The 15,644-nt window shown below is 69.5% G+C and carries 14 protein-coding genes; 8 read left to right on the top strand and 6 right to left on the bottom strand.

Annotation, left to right across the window (positions count from 1 at the left end; translation table 11 throughout):
- Nucleotides 1-21: 21 nt before the first annotated feature.
- Entirely contained in the window at nt 22-1,149 is a 1,128-nt protein-coding gene (locus I0D00_RS12905; protein WP_213640124.1) for an HDOD domain-containing protein, read from the bottom strand.
- Between the two features lie 49 nt (nt 1,150-1,198).
- Nucleotides 1,199-3,145, bottom strand: coding sequence for a phosphodiesterase DibA (gene dibA / locus I0D00_RS12910; protein ID WP_213640125.1), 1,947 nt, complete (start codon nt 3,143-3,145; stop codon nt 1,199-1,201).
- A gap of 166 nt (nt 3,146-3,311) precedes the next feature.
- Here dibA and desA point away from each other — a divergent pair, with 166 nt between their 5' ends.
- The 8 genes from desA (at nt 3,312) to I0D00_RS12950 (ending at nt 11,305) form a co-directional block, all read left to right on the top strand.
- Complete coding sequence (gene desA, locus I0D00_RS12915) at nt 3,312-4,499, top strand: delta-9 fatty acid desaturase DesA (RefSeq protein WP_213640126.1); 1,188 nt, start codon at nt 3,312-3,314, stop codon at nt 4,497-4,499.
- Between the two features lie 111 nt (nt 4,500-4,610).
- The gene (locus I0D00_RS12920; RefSeq protein ID WP_213640127.1) at nt 4,611-5,582 is read left to right on the top strand and encodes a GGDEF domain-containing protein; all 972 of its coding nucleotides are present in this window, start codon (nt 4,611-4,613) and stop codon (nt 5,580-5,582) included.
- Between the two features lie 477 nt (nt 5,583-6,059).
- Entirely contained in the window at nt 6,060-7,322 is a 1,263-nt protein-coding gene (locus I0D00_RS12925; protein ID WP_213640128.1) for an OprD family porin, read from the top strand.
- Between the two features lie 209 nt (nt 7,323-7,531).
- Entirely contained in the window at nt 7,532-7,858 is a 327-nt protein-coding gene (locus tag I0D00_RS12930) for an ArsR/SmtB family transcription factor (protein WP_213640129.1), read from the top strand.
- On the top strand, nt 7,855-8,286 hold the full coding sequence (locus I0D00_RS12935; protein WP_213640130.1) for a YeeE/YedE family protein: 432 nt from the start codon (nt 7,855-7,857) through the stop codon (nt 8,284-8,286). Before I0D00_RS12930 ends, I0D00_RS12935 begins: the two co-directional genes overlap by 4 nt.
- A gap of 2 nt (nt 8,287-8,288) precedes the next feature.
- A complete protein-coding gene (locus I0D00_RS12940; RefSeq protein ID WP_213640131.1) occupies nt 8,289-8,708 on the top strand; it encodes a DUF6691 family protein in 420 nt (139 codons plus the stop codon).
- Between the two features lie 9 nt (nt 8,709-8,717).
- The gene (locus I0D00_RS12945) at nt 8,718-9,584 is read left to right on the top strand and encodes an MBL fold metallo-hydrolase (RefSeq protein ID WP_213640132.1); all 867 of its coding nucleotides are present in this window, start codon (nt 8,718-8,720) and stop codon (nt 9,582-9,584) included.
- The gene (locus I0D00_RS12950; protein WP_213640133.1) at nt 9,581-11,305 is read left to right on the top strand and encodes a SulP family inorganic anion transporter; all 1,725 of its coding nucleotides are present in this window, start codon (nt 9,581-9,583) and stop codon (nt 11,303-11,305) included. The genes I0D00_RS12945 and I0D00_RS12950 overlap by 4 nt, the downstream gene beginning before the upstream one ends.
- A 34-nt stretch (nt 11,306-11,339) precedes the next feature.
- Here the strand turns inward: I0D00_RS12950 and aguA are convergent, their stop codons facing one another.
- The 4 genes from aguA to I0D00_RS12970 form a co-directional block, all read right to left on the bottom strand.
- A complete protein-coding gene (aguA, locus tag I0D00_RS12955; protein ID WP_213640134.1) occupies nt 11,340-12,446 on the bottom strand; it encodes an agmatine deiminase in 1,107 nt (368 codons plus the stop codon).
- Between the two features lie 136 nt (nt 12,447-12,582).
- Complete coding sequence (aguB, locus tag I0D00_RS12960) at nt 12,583-13,461, bottom strand: N-carbamoylputrescine amidase (RefSeq protein WP_213640135.1); 879 nt, start codon at nt 13,459-13,461, stop codon at nt 12,583-12,585.
- A 261-nt stretch (nt 13,462-13,722) separates the two neighbouring features.
- Nucleotides 13,723-14,370 carry a TetR/AcrR family transcriptional regulator gene (locus I0D00_RS12965; RefSeq protein WP_213640136.1) on the bottom strand — a complete coding sequence of 216 codons (648 nt, stop codon included), beginning with the start codon at nt 14,368-14,370 and terminating at the stop codon, nt 13,723-13,725.
- A gap of 90 nt (nt 14,371-14,460) precedes the next feature.
- Nucleotides 14,461-15,519: an extracellular solute-binding protein gene (locus I0D00_RS12970; protein ID WP_213640137.1), complete on the bottom strand. Its 1,059-nt coding sequence runs from the start codon at nt 15,517-15,519 to the stop codon at nt 14,461-14,463.
- Nucleotides 15,520-15,644 lie beyond the last annotated feature (125 nt).

Here is a 15,644-nt window from a genome sequence, read left to right on the forward strand (position 1 = left end):
GGCGCGGGCTGCCGGCATGCTTCAGTTCAACCCGGCCAGGCGTCGCAGGCGTGCCAGGTCGTCGCTGTCGGGTTCGGGGTGCTGCTCGCAGACGGCCAGGCGCATGACGATGGTCTCTCGTTTGACGTTATTGCTGGCCAGACCATAGCAGGCGCCGATCAGCTCGCGAAGTGGCGTCGGCAGGCGCCAGTGGGCCTTCAGGCGAAAGGCCAGTTCGTTGCTCCATTGCGCCAGCGCCTGCTGCAGCTGTTCGGGCTCCAGGGGCTGCCCGGCGGTCTTCCACAGCTGCGCCTGGTGCAGCACGCACAGTTCGCCGATGCGATGCAGCACCGCGGCACACTGCAGCGGCGCCGGATCGAGCCTGGCCTGTGCGGCGAGCTCGGTCACCCGCTCGCCGAGGCGCTCGACCTGCTCGATGTAGGCCAGGGCCTGCAGTTTCAGTTCGCCGTCCTCCAGTTCGGCGGCCGGACGCAGGCCGAGGCCGAGGCCGATATTGCGGCTGGTGATCGGGCCGAGGATCTGCAACGCCTCGGCCAGGCTCAGGCAGGGGCGGTCGCTGTGGTTGTATTCGCGGCTGTTGGCGGCGGCGACCAGGCGCGCGGTCAGGGCCGCGTCGTGCTGCCAGCGCTCGTTGAGCTGCTGCAGACTGGGCTGTTCGGCGGCGTCGGCCTGCAGGCCGTCGAGCATGCCGGCCTGCAGGGGCAGGTCGAGGGCGCCGGCCGGCAGCGCGGCCAGGTGCTCGAGGAAGCTGGCGGCGCTGACCGCTGCGCTGGCTGCCTCGGCCTCGGCCGTCGGCAACAGTTTCTCCAGGCACTCGAGCACCCTGGGCAGCTGGAAGGGCTTGCTGATGAAGGCGCTGATGCCCAGGCGGCGCATTGCCAGCACGCTGTCGCGGTCGGCCCGCCCGGTGACCATCAGCAGCGGCACCTGGGCATTGTCGCGGCGGACCCGCTCGAGCAGGTGGCTGCCCTGGTCGTCCGGCAGGTTCCAGTCGCTGATCACCAGATCGGCGGCATGCTGCTGCCAGTCGAGCAGGGCCTCGGCCACGCTGCCCAGGCACTTGACCTGGGCGTGCGGGCGCAGGCTGAGGACGATCTGCTTGAGCAGGTCGGCGATCCAGGGGTCGTCTTCGAGAATCATCACGCGCATGGCTGGTCCTTGCGTTCAATGGCTGGACATCTCGTCCGCGGTGGCCGCATCAGAGGACTTCCTGTGGTTGTGGCTGCGGCTCGCCGGGCCTTGCGCGCGCGGCCGGCGCGCTGCCGATCTGCTCGGCCGCGACCGGTCGGCCGAAGTGGTAGCCCTGGCCATAGTCGCAGCCTAGCCGACGGAGGAACTCGGCCTGCTCCGGCTGCTCGATGCCCTCGGCCACCACCTGCAGGCCCAGGCTGTGGCCCAGGGCGATCACCGCGCGGCTGATCGCCGCATCGTCGCCGTCGTGGGGCAGGCCGCGGACGAAGCTCTGGTCGAGCTTGAGCTTGTGCACGGGCAGGCGCTTGAGCCGCGCCAGGGAGGAATAGCCGGTCCCGAAGTCGTCGATGGCCAGGCCCACGCCGAGCCGGCGCAGGCGTTCGAGGCGCTCCTGGGCGGCGTCGGGGTCTTCCATCACCGCGCTCTCGGTGACCTCCAGCTCCAGGCACGCCGGGTCCAGGCCGGTCTCGGCGAGGACCCGGGTCACCTGCCGATCCAGCTCGCCGCGGCCGAACAGGCGGCTGGACACGTTCACCGCGACGAAGCGCAGCGCGACGCCGCTTGCCTGCCAGGCGACCATCTGGCGGCAGGCCCGTTCCAGCACCCAGGCATCGATGGCGCCGATCAGGCCGCTGTCCTCGGCGATCGGAATGAATTCCGCCGGCGGCACCAGGCCGCGTTGCGGGTGCTGCCAGCGCACCAGGGCCTCGACGCCGAGCAGGCGACCGTCGTGCAGCTCGTGCAGGGGCTGGTAATGCAGGCGCAGCTGATCGCCGTCCAGGGCCTGGCGCAGGGCGCCGACCAGCTCGACCCGTTGCCGTGCGTATTCGGTGAGGCCCTGGTCGTAGAAGGCGAAGCCCTCGCGGCCGTTGCTCTTGGCCTTGAACAGCGCCGAGTCGGCGTTGCGCAGCACCTGCTCGACGTCGTCGATGGCCTCGGGGAACAGGCTGATGCCGATGCTGGCGCCGATGTACAGCTCGTGGCCGGCGAGCAGGAAGGGGCTGGCGAGGCTGTGCAGCAGGCGCTGGGCCAGGCCGGTGGCCTGGTCCGGCGCCGGGCACCGCTCGCAGAGCAGGCCGAACTCGTCGCCGCCCAGGCGGGCCAGGGTCATGTCGTCGCCCAGCTGGGCGGCGAAACGCTCGCCGACCGCCCGCAGCAGCAGGTCGCCGACGTTGTGGCCGAGGCTCTCGTTGATGTGCTTGAAGTGGTCGAGGTCGATCAGCAGCACCGCGCCCTGGGACTGGCCGCGGCGGGCGCGGTCGAAGGCGTGGGCCAGGCGCTCGCTGAACAGCCGGCGGTTGGGCAGGGCGCTCAGCGGGTCGTAGTGGGCCAGCTGGTCGAGTTCGCGCTCCGAGCGCTTGAGGGCGCTGATGTCGGAGAACACGGCGACGTAGTGGCCGATCCGCCCCTGCGCGTCGTGGATGGCGCGGATGCAGTGCCACTGCGGGTAGATCTCGCCGCTCTTGCGCCGGTTCCACACCTCGCCGCTCCAGCTGCCGTGGCGCTGCAGGGCCTCCCAGAGGCCCCGATAGAAGGCGGTGTCGTGGCGCCCGGACTTGAGCAGGCTGGGTTCCCGGCCGAGCACCTCCTCGGCGCTGTAGCCGGTAATGCGGCTGAAGGCCGGATTGACATGGACGATGCGCTGCTCGGCGTCGGTGACCAGCACCCCTTCCTGGGTGGCCTCGAACACCGCGGCGGCCTGGCGCAGGCTGTCTTCGCTGGCGCCGAGGTCCCGGCTGGTGCGGGTCAGCCGATGCTGCTGGGCGCGTAGCAGTCCATACAGCAGGGCACCGCTGAGCAGGACGAACAGCAGGCCCTTGAGCGACTGCAGGCGTTCGAACTGCGCGAGCGTCAGTCCGAGCGAGGCGAGCAGCCCGTCGCTGAGCAGGACCCACAGGCCGGCGGCCAGCATGTAGAGCAGGGTGAGGCGCGAGGCGCCGAAGCGTGTGTTCATGGAGGGGGCGATCAACTCCTTTTGCGTGCAGGGCAGTATAGAGGCAGGCGCAGCCGCGTCATTCTTATCCAAAAGACCAACTGGTTTTCTGTCCGAGGTCAGGGATAATGCGGAACGGCCTGATATTTGGAACAGGCCGCGTCACCTTCCAGAGGTACTCGACCCCATGTGGTACTACGGCTTTCTCGACCTGTCGGTCTGGCAACTGATCGCGGTCACCCTGGTGCTGACCCATGTGACCATCGTCAGCGTCACCGTCTATCTGCACCGCTACTCGGCGCACCGCGCCCTGGAGCTGCACCCGGCCCTGAAACACTTCTTCCGCTTCTGGCTGTGGCTGACCACCGGGCAGAACACCCGTGAATGGACCGCCATTCACCGCAAGCATCACGCCAAGTGCGAAACCGTCGACGACCCGCACAGCCCGGTGGTCAAGGGCCTGGGCACGGTGCTGCGCAAGGGCGCCGAACTCTACCAGGAAGAGGCGAAGAACCAGGAGACCCTGCGCATCTACGGCAAGAACTGCCCGGACGACTGGATCGAGCGCCACCTCTATTCGCGCTACCCGATCGGCGGCGTGACCCTGATGGCGATCATCGACCTGGCCCTGTTCGGCGTGCTCGGCATGACCGTCTGGGCGATCCAGATGATGTGGATCCCGGTCTGGGCCGCCGGGGTGATCAACGGCCTCGGCCATGCCGTCGGCTACCGCAACTTCGAGTGCCGCGACGCGGCCACCAATCTCGTGCCCTGGGGCATCCTGATCGGCGGCGAGGAGCTGCACAACAACCACCACACCTACCCGAACTCGGCCAAGCTGTCGGTGCGCAAGTGGGAGTTCGACATGGGCTGGGCCTGGATCAAGCTGTTCAGCCTGCTGGGCCTGGCCAAGGTGCAGCGGGTCGCGCCCATCGCCCATCGGGTCGAGGGCAAGCGCCAGCTGGACATGGACACCGCCATGGCGATCCTCAACAACCGCTTCCAGATCATGGCCCAGTACCGCAAGCTGGTGATCGGCCCGCTGGTCAAGCAGGAGCTGCTCAAGGCCGATGCCTCGGTGCGTCACCAGTTCCGCCGCGCCAAGCGCCTGCTGGCCCGCGAGCCGAGCCTGCTGCAGGACAGCCAGCAGCTGCGCATCGATGCCATGCTGGCGCACAGTCAGGCGCTCAAGGTGATCTACGAGAAGCGCCTGGCGCTGCAGCAGATCTGGGCCAAGACCAGTTCCAACGGCCACGAGATGCTCGAAGCGATCAAGCAGTGGGTGCACGAGGCCGAGGCCAGCGGCATCCAGTCCCTGCGCGAGTTCGCCGGGCAGCTGCAGAGCTACTCCCTGCGCCCGGCCGCCGCGCACTGAGGCGGCCCCGCGCCGCGCCTGCAAAGCCCGCCGTTCGGCGGGCTTTTGCGTTGGCCGCTCCGCCGGGCCTCTATGCTGGGTATATCCCCCTGCAGTCAGCGGAGCGGCCCCATGGACGAGCACAGTCCTATCCCCGTCGAGTTGGAGGAGCTGACCCTGGCGCTGCTGCACAGCCGCGCGGAGGTGGCGCGCCTGCGCGGGCGCGAGCAGCTGTTCAGTACCCTGCTGGGCAGTGTTAACGCCGTGCTCTGGGCCTTCGACTGGGAGCTGCAGCGGGTGATATACGTCAGTCCGGCCTACGAGCGGATCTTCGGCCGCTCGGCCGCCTTGCTCCTGGCCGACTACGCCGAGTGGCGCAACTGCATCTACCCGGACGACCTCGACTACGCCGCCGAGAGCCTGGCCAAGGTGCTGGAGACCGGTGCGGTGGAGAGCCGCGAGTACCGCATCATCCGCGGCGACGGCCAGCTGCGCTGGCTCAACGACAAGTGCTTCATCAGCCGCCAGAACGCGGCCGGGCAGGCGCAGATCATCGTCGGCATCGCCGAGGACATCACCGAGAAGAAGCAGCTGGAGGGCGAGTTGCACCGCCTGGCCACCACCGACGTGCTGACCCAGAGCAGCAACCGCCGGCACTTCTTCGAGTGCGCCCTGCGCGAGTTCGAGCACGCCCGCCAGTTCGGCACGCCCCTGGCCTTCCTGCTGCTCGACATCGATGACTTCAAGCTGATCAACGACAGCTACGGCCACCAGATGGGCGACCAGGTGCTGCAGCGCCTGGCCCTGTGCGGCGCCTCGGTGCTGCGCCGCGGCGACCTGTTCGGGCGCATCGGCGGCGAGGAGTTCGCCGCCCTGTTTCCCGGCTGCGAGCCGACCCTGGCCGAGCAGATCGCCGAGCGCCTGCAGCGCGAGGTCAAGCGCCTGGGCTTCAGCCATCGGGGCAAGCAGTTCGGCATCACCGTCAGCCAGGGGCTGACCTGCCTGGAGCGTGGCGACCAGAACCTCGATGGCCTGTTCGCCCGTGCCGACGCGGCCATGTACCGGGCCAAGCGCCAGGGCAAGGACCAGATCGTCCGCGGCTAGGCTGCGAACGCCCGCCCGCGTGTGGCGAAAATCCGCCGATGCAGGATTACGGCTAGGCGAAAATCCGCCCAGCTGCCGCGGCTCATCGACCCCGCAGGCGCCATGCGGGCCCGCCCGATCCGCGTCCCAGAGCGTCCCCCGGCCACCGTTTCGAAATTGGCACAGTACCTGCGTAGGGCTCTTCAGACCCACGCCGGCCCCTCGGGCAGGCGCAGAATAACAACGAAGAGATCCGCGCCGATGAACCTCACCTGCCGCCGCTCCGTCGCTCCCTGGCCTACCCCTCCGGCCCAGGCTCCGCGCTTCGTCGTCCGCCCCTGATAGCCACGCGCCCCGCCCCCTTCGGCGCCCCGGGCAGCCCTGCGGCTGCCGGTCCGGACGGGGGCGGTGGCGACCGAATTCGGCCGGCGCCTGTCTCTTCGCCCTGAAGCCTGCGCCGGCCGGTGCGTCACCCCTACCACACTGGAGTAAACCATAATGAAAAAGACCTCCCTGGCTCTGGCCATAGCCGCCGGCACCCTGTCCCTGAGCCCGCTGGCCCAGGCCGAGTTCATCAAGGACAGCAAGGCCAGCCTGGAAGCGCGCAACTTCTACTTCAACCGGGATTTCCGTCAGGACAGCCGGCCGACCCCGAGCCAGGCCAAGCAGGAGGAGTGGGCGCAGGGCTTCATCCTGCGCGCGGAGTCGGGCTATACCGAAGGCACCGTGGGCTTCGGCCTCGATGCCATCGGCATGCTCGGCTTCAAGCTGGACTCCGGCGACGGCACCGCCGGTAGCGGCCTGCTGGTGCCCGATCGTTCCGGCGGCTCCCAGGACTACTCCTCCGACCTGGCCGTCGCCGCCAAGGTCAAGGCCTCCAAGAGCACCCTGCGCGCCGGCAGCATGCAGTTCAAGAACATGGCCATCGCCTCCAGCGACAGCCGCCTGACCCCGCAGGTGTTCAAGGGGGGTCACCTGGTCTCCCAGGAAATCGACGGCCTGACCCTGGACGGCGGCTACCTGCGCGAGGTCAACCACCGCAACTCCGGCGACTTCGAGGACATCGCCATCACCAGCGGCGGCCGGCGCGGCATCGCCACCAGCGGTGGCACCAGCACCGATTCCTTCCAGTTCCTCGGCGGCAGCTACAAGCTGACCCAGGACCTGACCGCGGCCTACTACCACTCCAACCTGGAGGACCTGTACAAGCAGAACTCCTTCAACCTGGTGCACGTGCTGCCGCTGGGCGACAAGCAGAGCCTGAAGACCGACCTGCGCTATGCCCGCTCCACCGACGACGGCTCGCGCAGCAACGTCGACAACAAGGCCCTCGGCGCCATGCTCACCTACGGCCTGGGCGGCCACAGCTTCGGCCTGGGCTATCAGAAGATGAGCGGCGACACCGGTTTCGCCTACATCAACGGCACCGACCCGTTCCTGGTCAACTACGTGCAGATCGGCGATTTCGCCAACAAGGACGAGCAGTCCTGGCAGGCGCGCTACGACTTCAACTTCGCCTCCATCGGCGTTCCCGGCCTGACCTTCATGACCCGCTACCTGAGCGGCGACAACGTCGAACTGGGTGCCAACCGTTCCGAGGGCAAGGAGTGGGAGCGCGACACCGAGCTGATGTACGTGTTCCAGTCCGGCGCGCTGAAGAACCTCGGCGTACGCTGGCGCAATGCGATGGTGCGCTCGAACTTCGCCAACGACATCGACGAGAATCGCCTGATCGTCAGCTACACCCTGCCGCTGCTGTAAGGCTGCTCCGCCCGCGACGGGAGACTGGCACGACCGGGTAGTTGCATCCTGCCCGGCCGTGACGAGGCCCGCAAAAGCCCGCCAATCGGCGGGCTTTTGCGTTTCGCGGACTGGCCCCTAGGTCCGCCTGCCTGAGCGGCGCGGTGGCCCGGGCTTGCATTACAGTCTATAAAAAAATAGATTGTTTTTGTCTTAAGTGAGAGCGGCCGATGAATACGTCCGAAGCGTCCCAGGATATCCAGCGGCTGCGCGCCAATGCCGATGCCGCCGGCCAGCTGCTCAAGGCGCTGGCCAATGCCGACCGCCTGCTGCTGCTCTGCCAGCTCGCCGAGGGTGAGCGCAGCGTCGGCGAGCTGGAGGCCCAGCTCGGCATCCTCCAGCCGACCCTGTCCCAGCAGCTGGCGGTACTGCGCCGCGAGGGGCTGGTGGCCACCCGCCGCGCCGGCAAGCAGATTCACTACCGGATCAGCAGTCCGGCGGCATTGGCGCTGATCGACACCCTGTATCGGCTGTTCTGCGCGGGAGAGACCGCATGACCATCGACTGGCTGCATTTCAGCCCCTGGGCCTCCCTGGCCGGCGGCGCCCTGATCGGCCTGGGCGCGGCCCTGTTCATGCTGGGCAATGGCCGCATCGCCGGCATCAGCGGCCTGCTCGGCGGTGTCCTGGAGGGGGGCGAAGGCCGGGCCGAGAAGGCGCTGTTCCTGCTCGGCCTGCTCCTGGCACCGGCGCTGTGGGGGCTGTTCGCCGCCATGCCGGCGGTCGAGTTCGAGGGGGGCTGGCTGGGGGTGCTGCTGGCCGGCCTGCTGGTCGGCCTCGGCACCCGCTACGGCTCCGGTTGCACCAGCGGCCATGGCGTGTGCGGCGTCGCGCGCCTGTCGCCGCGGTCGCTGGCGGCCACGCTCGGCTTCATGGCCAGCGGTTTTCTCACGGTGTTCGTCCTGCGTCATCTGCTCGGAGGCTGAGGATGCGCTCACTCACCGCATTGCTCGCCGGCCTGCTCTTCGGTCTCGGCCTGTTGCTCTCGGGCATGGCCAACCCGGCCAAGGTGCTCGGCTTCCTCGACCTGGCCGGGGCCTGGGACCCGTCGCTGCTGCTGGTCATGGCCGGGGCCATCGGCGTCGCCGCCGCGCCCATGGCCTGGGCCAGGGGCCGTTCCCGCTCGTTGCTCGGCGCGGTCGTGCGGCTGCCGGGCAAACGCGAACTGGATCGGCGTCTGATCGGTGGTAGCCTGGTGTTCGGCATCGGCTGGGGCCTCGCCGGCATCTGTCCGGGGCCGGCCCTGGTCATCCTGTTCAGCGGCCACTGGCAGGCCGTCCTGTTCGTGCTGGCGATGCTGGCCGGGATGCTCCTGTTCGCCGTCCAGCAGCGCCGCCACAGCGCCTGAGGAGTCGTCATGTCCCCCGCAATCGCCGCCTTCTTCGATCCGCCTACCTCCAGCTACAGCTATGTGGTCAGCGATCCGGGCAGCGGGCGCTGCGCCATCATCGACCCGGTGCTGGACTACGATGCGGCTGCCGGCCGTACTTCGCACGCGGGGGCCGAGCGCCTGGTCGCCCATGTGCGCGCGCAGGGGCTGCGGGTCGACTGGGTGCTGGAGACCCATGTGCACGCCGATCACCTGAGCGCGGCGGCCTATATCAAGGCCGAACTGGGCGGGCAACTCGGCATAGGGGCGCGCATCACCGAGGTGCAGGCGACCTTCGCCAAGCTGTTCAACTGCGGCGGCGACTTCGTCGCCGATGGCCGCCAGTTCGACCGTCTGTTCGCGGATGGCGAGGCCTTCGGCGTCGGCACGCTCGCGGCGCGGGCGCTGCACACCCCGGGCCACACCCCGGCCTGCATGACCTACCTGATCGGCGATGCCGCCTTCGTCGGCGACACCCTGTTCATGCCCGACTACGGCACCGCCCGCTGCGATTTCCCCGGCGGCGACGCGCGGGCGCTGTACCGCTCGATCCGCCGACTGTTCGAGTTGCCCGGGCAGACCCGGGTGTTCCTGTGCCACGACTACAAGGCGCCGGGCCGCGACCACTACCAGTACCAGACCACGGTGGCCGAGCAGCGCGCACACAACGTGCAGGTGCGCGAGGGCATCGACGAGGCGAGCTTCGTCGCCATGCGCCGCGCCCGCGATGCCGAGCTGAACGTGCCGGCGCTGATCCTGCCGGCGGTGCAGGTGAACATGCGCGGCGGCGAGTTGCCGCCCGCCGAGGGCAACGGCACCCGCTACCTGAAAATCCCGTTGAACATGTTCCGATGAGGTGGCGCCCGGACTGGCTGCGCGGCTACGACCGCCGGGTGGCCGGCCAGGATGGCCTGGCTGCGCTGATCGTCACCCTGATGCTGATTCCCCAGGGCCTGGCCTACGCCATGCTGGCCGGGCTGCCGCCGCAGACCGGCCTGTACGCCAGCATCCTGCCGCTGCTGGCCTATGCCCTGTTCGGCTCCAGCCGCACCCTGGCGGTCGGCCCGGTGGCGGTGGTGTCGCTGATGACCGCCGCGGCCCTCGGCCCGCTGTTCGCCCCGGGCAGCGCCGAGTACCTGGGCGCGGCCCTGCTGCTGGCCCTGCTGTCGGCGCTGCTGTTGCTGGGCATGGCGCTGCTGCGCCTGGGTTTCCTCGCCAACTTCCTCAGCCATCCGGTGATCTCGGGCTTTATCAGCGCCTCCGGCCTGCTCATCGCCGTGGGCCAGTTGCAGCATATCCTCGGCATCCCGGCCTCGGGCCAGGCCCTGCCGCAGCTGCTGCCCGCGCTCTATGCCGGCCTGCCGCGGGTCCATCTGCCGACCCTGGCGATCGGCGCCGGCAGCCTGCTGTTTCTCTGGTGGGCGCGGCAGCAGCTGCGGCCGCTGCTGCTCGGCCTCGGCGCCGATCCGCGACTGGCGGCCAGTCTGGCCAAGGCCGGGCCGGTACTGGCCATCGTCGTCTCGGTGCTGCTGGTCGGCGCGCTGCAGCTGGAGCAGGCCGGGGTGCGGGTGGTCGGCAGCATCCCCAGCGGCCTGCCGCCTCTGACCCTGCCGCCCCTGGACCTGGCGCTGATGGCGCAGCTGCTGCCGGCCGCGGCACTGATCAGCCTGATCGGTTTCGTCGAGTCGGTCTCGGTGGCGCAGACCCTGGCGGCCAAGCGCCGCCAGCGCATCGCCCCGGACCGCGAGCTGCTCGGCCTCGGCGCGGCCAACCTGGCGGCGGCGTTCAGCGCCGGCATGCCGGTGACCGGCGGCTTCGCCCGCTCGGTGGTCAACTTCGAGGCGGGCGCGCAGACGCCCATGGCCGGCGTGTTGACCGCATTCGGCATCGCCCTCAGCGCGCTGCTGCTGACCCCCTGGCTGCACGACCTGCCCCAGGCGGTGCTGGCGGCGGCGATCATCGTCGCGGTGCTGGGCCTGGTCGACCTCGGCGCGCTACGCCAGACCTGGCGCTATTCCCGCCAGGACGGCGCGGCGCAGGCGGCCACCCTGGGCGGCGTGCTGCTGCTCGGGGTCGAGGTCGGCATCCTGCTGGGCGTCGGCCTGTCGCTGCTGCTGTTCCTCTGGCGCACCAGCCGTCCGCACATGGCGGTGGTCGGCCAGCTGCCGGGCAGCGAGCACTTTCGCAACATCCTGCGCCATGCCGTGGTGCAGAGCCCCAGCGTACTGTCGCTGCGGGTCGACGAGAGCCTGTACTTTCCCAATGCGCGCTTTCTGGAGGAGCGCATCGGCGAGCTGATCGCCGCGCGGCCCGAGGTGTGCCACCTGGTGCTGATGTGCTCGGGGGTCAACCTGATCGATGCCAGCGCCCTGGACAGCCTGGAGGCCATCGCCGAGCGCCTGCGCAGCGCCGGCGCGCAGCTGCACCTGTCGGAAGTGAAGGGACCGGTGATGGATCAGCTGCAGCGCTCGGACTTTCTCCAGGACTTCGGCGGCCAGGTGTTCACCAGCCAGTACCAGGCGTTGCACGCCCTGGACCCGGACAGCACCCGCCGGGCCCTGCAGCAGACGGCCTAGGCCGGCGTAAGGCTCGCCAGCCCAGGTCCGGGGCTCAGCGCCGTTGCGGCGCCGGCTGCTGCTGGGTGATGCAGTGGATGTTGCCGCCGCCGAGGAGGATCTCCCGGCCGGGCACCAGCACCACCCGGTGCTCGGGGAACAGCCGCTGGAGGATGGCGCGGGCCTCTTCGTCCCTGGGGTCGTCGAAGCTGGGGGCGACGATGCCGCCATTGACGATCAGGAAGTTGACGTAGGAGCCGGCCAGGCGCACCGCCGGGCTGCGCTCCTGGCTGCCGGCGGCCAGGTCGACCCCGGCGCACTCCTCCTCGCTGGCATGCAGCGGGCCGGGAATCGGCATCTTGTGCACGATCAGCTGGCGGCCGCGGGCGTCGCGGGCCTGCTCCAGCACGGCCATGGCGGCCTGGCAGCGCGGGTAGTTGGGGTCCTGCGGGTCGTCGGTCCAGGCCAACAGCACCTCGCCGGGGCGCACGTAGCAGCAGAAGTTGTCGACGTGGCCGTCGGTCTCGTCGTTGAACAGGCCGTCCGGCAGCCAGATCACCGTATCGATGGCCAGGTGCTCGCGCAGCCGCTGCTCGATCGCCGCGCGGTCCAGGTGCGGGTTGCGGTTGCGGTTGAGCAGGCACTCCTCGGTGGTGATCAGGGTGCCTTCGCCGTCGACGTGGATCGAGCCGCCCTCGAGCACGAAGCCCTCGGTGCGATAGCGGGCGCAGCGCTCGATCTCGAGGATCTTGCTCGCCACCTGGTCGTCGCGCTGCCAGGGGAAGTACAGGCCGCCGTCGAAACCGCCCCAGGCGTTGAAGGCCCAGTCCACGCCGCGCACCTCGCCCCGCTCGTTGCAGACGAAGGTCGGCCCGGTGTCGCGCACCCAGGCGTCGTCCGTGCTGATCTCCACCAGGCGGATGGCCGGGTGGTCCAGGCGCGCGCGGGCGTTCTCGTACTGTTCGGCCGAGACGCAGACGGTCACCGCTTCGAACTCGGCGATGGCCTTGGCCACCGCGGCGAAGGCGGCCTGGGCCGGCTTGCCGCCGAGGCGCCAGTTGTCCGGGCGCTGCGGCCAGACCATCCAGGTCTGGGCGTGGGGTTCCCACTCGGCCGGCATGCGGAAGCCGTCGGCGCGGGGGGTGCTGGTCAGTGCGGTCATTGGATCACCAAAACGTGGAGCTGACTGAGAGGGGGGGCGGCCCGCACAGGTCGGGCCGCGTAGGTTAAGGGTAGCGCTAGCCATGGTCGAGGGCGATGGCTAGGGCGCCTCGACCTTCCTGCCGGGCATGTGGAGATCAGGACTGCAGGGTCCCGTCCAGGGTCTTGAGCGGGCCGTAGAGGTTGGGCCGGCGGTCGCGGAAGCTGCCCCAGGCGCTGCGTACGTGCTCCAGCCGGTCGAGGTCGAAGCGGTGCACCAGCACGCCTTCCTCGGTCTCGTTCAGTTCCTCGACCTTCTGGCCGAACTGGTCGGCGATAAAGGAGCTGCCGTAGAAGCGGATGTGGTAGTCGTCCTGGTCCTCGCGGCCGATGCGGTTGCTCGCCACCAGCGGCATCAGGTTGGCGCCGGCGTGGCCCTGCTGCACGCGCTGCCAGTGGTCGCGGGAGCTGATGCTCGGGTCGTGGGGCTCGCTGCCGATGGCGGTCGGATAGAAGAGGATCTCGGCGCCGAGCAGGGCCATGCTGCGCGCGCACTCGGGGAACCACTGGTCCCAGCAGATGCCCACGCCGATCTTGGCGTAGCGGGTGTTCCACACCTTGAAGCCGGTGTCGCCCGGGTTGAAGTAGTACTTCTCGTGGTAGCCGGGGCCGTCCGGGATGTGGCTCTTGCGGTAGATGCCGAGGTTGCTGCCGTCGGCGTCGATGATGGCGATGCTGTTGTAGCGCGCGCGCCCGGCCAGCTCGAAGAAGCTGATCGGCAGCACCACCTGCAGTTCCTTGGCGACCCGCTGGAAGTGGGCGATGGCCTCGTTGGCCTCCGCCGGGGTGGCCAGCTGCAGGTAGTCGGGGTTCGGCTTCTGGCAGAAGTACGGCGTCTCGAACAGTTCCTGGATCAGGATGATCTGCGCGCCCTGGGCGGCGGCCTGGCGCACCAGCCTCTCGGCGTTGGCGATATTGGCGGCGCGATCCCAGGAACAGGCCATCTGGGTGGCGGCGACGGTGACGATGCGGGACATGGAACACCTCGTAGGAGCTATGGGCGGCGGCCGCTGCACGCGCACGGCGGCCGATGGCGATGCCGGCTCGGCGGACCCGGAGTCGGCGAGCGGCTGTGCATCTTATAGCCGATAAATATCGGTATTAAAAGGGTTGATAATTAAAAAGGCAGATAATACTGCTTCATAAACAGATAAATATCGATATAAAACGGTGTGTAGGGGCAGCCCAGGCGCCCGCTACCGCCCGGCTGGAGTCGATGCGATGGCGTTCCCTCGGCCCTATTCGGGCGGCAGCGGCTGGGCTCTCTTCGGCAGGCAGGGCGGCAGGTACAGGCCCAGGTAGGCGTCGAACACGCGCATGCCCTCCTCGGCCAGGCGCGGACTAATCTGGCCGTGCAGTTGCACCGAGCGGGCGTAGACCCGGTCGCCCAGCTCCATGGCCAGGGCGAACACGTCGACATCCTCCGGCAGCGGCGGCAGGACGAAGTGGCGCTGGAACAGCGCCTGCATCAGCTGACCCAGTTCGATGTCATGCTGGCGGTCGGCCTGGGTCACCTCGGCCAGGCCGTGCTGGGCGAGGATCAGCTGACGGGCGGCGGCATCCTCGGCGTAGATCGCCAGCATGCGCCGTTCGACGATGCGCGACAGGTCGCGCCAGGCGTCCAGCTCGGCGTGGGCCACCGGCGCCTGCAGGCTGGCGCGAAAGGCGGCGTGGATATCCGCGGTCAGGGCTTCGAGCAGCGCCGGCACGCTGGCGAAGAAGTGGTACACCGAGGAGGGCGGAATCGCCGCGCGCTCGGCCACGCTGTAGATCGACAGGCCGGCCACGCCCTGTTCGGCGAGCAGTTCGCGGGCGGCGGCGAGGATCACGGCGATGCGCGCCTGGCTGCTGGCGCGGGGTTTGCGGGCGGTGGCGGGGCGCGGCATGGCGGTCTTCTCGGCAGGGGACGGCTTATTGGACGTCAGCCGTCATCCCGGAAGCAAGCCGCAGGCGCCCTGGGCGCACCGCTCGCCGGCTCAGGGGGCGGCGCGAAAGCGCGTCCAGACCCGGTCGCGGACGACGGCGTGCTTCTGCGGCATGGCCGTCAGGGCGTACAGGCGGCGCTTGGTGTCGCGATCCGGGTAGAGGCCGGGCTGGCTGCGCAGGGCCGGGTCGAGGAAGGCCTGGGAGGCGACGTTGGCGTTGGGGTAGAGGACTGCCGCGGTGATCCGGGCGGCGACCTCGGGGCGCATCAGGTAGTCGATGAGGCGGTGGGCCAGGTCGGCGCGGCGGGCGCTGCGGGGGATCACCAGGTTGTCGATGAACAGCACCGAACCCTCGTCCGGCACCAGGAAGCGCACCGGCTGGCCGGCGTCGGCGGCGGCCAGGGCGTCGCCGACCCAGGCCATGGCCAGGCACAGGCGGCCGTGGTTGAGGTCGTCGATATAGCGCTCGCTGTCGATGTAGCGCAGGTGGGGGCGCAGGCCGTCGAGCACAGAGGCGGCGCGCTCGATGCGGCTCGGCGCGCTGCGCGTCAGGTTGCGCCCCTGGTAATTGAGCAGCAGCGACAGGGTCTCGTCCGGCGCATCCAGCAGGCTGATGCCGCAGGCGGCCAGACGCGCGCTCTGCTCGGCGTCGAACAGCAGGCTCCAGCTGTCCGGCAGCGGCCCGCCGAACGCGGCCTCGGCCTGCGCCGTGTTGATGGCCAGGCCCACCGCGCCCCACAGGTAGGGCACGGCATGGCGATTGTTCGGGTCCGCCGCGGCCAGCTTGCTCAGCAGCTCCTTGTCCAGGTGGGCACGGTTGGGCAGCAGGGTGAAGTCCAGCGGTTGCAGGGTGCCGGCCGCGATCAGGCCCGGCAGTTCATCGTTCGACGGCACGGCGAGGTCGATGGCGTCGCCGCTGGCCAGGGCCTGGTCCAGTTCGGCGTCGGTGCTGAAGGTGCGGTATTCGACGCGGATGCCGGTCTCGGCCTCGAAGTCCTCGAGCACCTGCGGGGCGATGTAGTCGTTCCAGTTGTAGAAGCGGATGACCTCCTCGGCGCCGGCCAGCAGCGGCGTCAGGGCAAGCAGCAGCGAAGCAAACAAGCGGGGCATGGGCGTCTCCCTGTCAGCATGGTGGTCCACGCCATCCGGCGCGGCCGTCGGGTGCGGCAAGCGCAGGCCGGCCGCTGCCCGCCCGCGCGACAGGCGAGCAGGATGCGGCGGGTCCGGCTGAATAG

Source organism: Pseudomonas lalucatii, from assembly GCF_018398425.1.
Taxonomy (GTDB): Bacteria; Pseudomonadota; Gammaproteobacteria; order Pseudomonadales; family Pseudomonadaceae; genus Aquipseudomonas; species Aquipseudomonas lalucatii.

Bases quoted from the DNA above. Each gene is read 5' to 3' on its own strand.
- I0D00_RS12905 (WP_213640124.1), bottom strand. From the start codon at position 1,149: ATGCGCGTGATGATTCTCGAAGACGACCCCTGGATCGCCGACCTGCTC.
- dibA (WP_213640125.1), bottom strand. From the start codon at position 3,145: ATGAACACACGCTTCGGCGCCTCGCGCCTCACCCTGCTCTACATGCTG.
- desA (WP_213640126.1), top strand. From the start codon at position 3,312: ATGTGGTACTACGGCTTTCTCGACCTGTCGGTCTGGCAACTGATCGCG.
- I0D00_RS12920 (WP_213640127.1), top strand. From the start codon at position 4,611: ATGGACGAGCACAGTCCTATCCCCGTCGAGTTGGAGGAGCTGACCCTG.
- I0D00_RS12925 (WP_213640128.1), top strand. From the start codon at position 6,060: ATGAAAAAGACCTCCCTGGCTCTGGCCATAGCCGCCGGCACCCTGTCC.
- I0D00_RS12930 (WP_213640129.1), top strand. From the start codon at position 7,532: ATGAATACGTCCGAAGCGTCCCAGGATATCCAGCGGCTGCGCGCCAAT.
- I0D00_RS12935 (WP_213640130.1), top strand. From the start codon at position 7,855: ATGACCATCGACTGGCTGCATTTCAGCCCCTGGGCCTCCCTGGCCGGC.
- I0D00_RS12940 (WP_213640131.1), top strand. From the start codon at position 8,289: ATGCGCTCACTCACCGCATTGCTCGCCGGCCTGCTCTTCGGTCTCGGC.
- I0D00_RS12945 (WP_213640132.1), top strand. From the start codon at position 8,718: ATGTCCCCCGCAATCGCCGCCTTCTTCGATCCGCCTACCTCCAGCTAC.
- I0D00_RS12950 (WP_213640133.1), top strand. From the start codon at position 9,581: ATGAGGTGGCGCCCGGACTGGCTGCGCGGCTACGACCGCCGGGTGGCC.
- aguA (WP_213640134.1), bottom strand. From the start codon at position 12,446: ATGACCGCACTGACCAGCACCCCCCGCGCCGACGGCTTCCGCATGCCG.
- aguB (WP_213640135.1), bottom strand. From the start codon at position 13,461: ATGTCCCGCATCGTCACCGTCGCCGCCACCCAGATGGCCTGTTCCTGG.
- I0D00_RS12965 (WP_213640136.1), bottom strand. From the start codon at position 14,370: ATGCCGCGCCCCGCCACCGCCCGCAAACCCCGCGCCAGCAGCCAGGCG.
- I0D00_RS12970 (WP_213640137.1), bottom strand. From the start codon at position 15,519: ATGCCCCGCTTGTTTGCTTCGCTGCTGCTTGCCCTGACGCCGCTGCTG.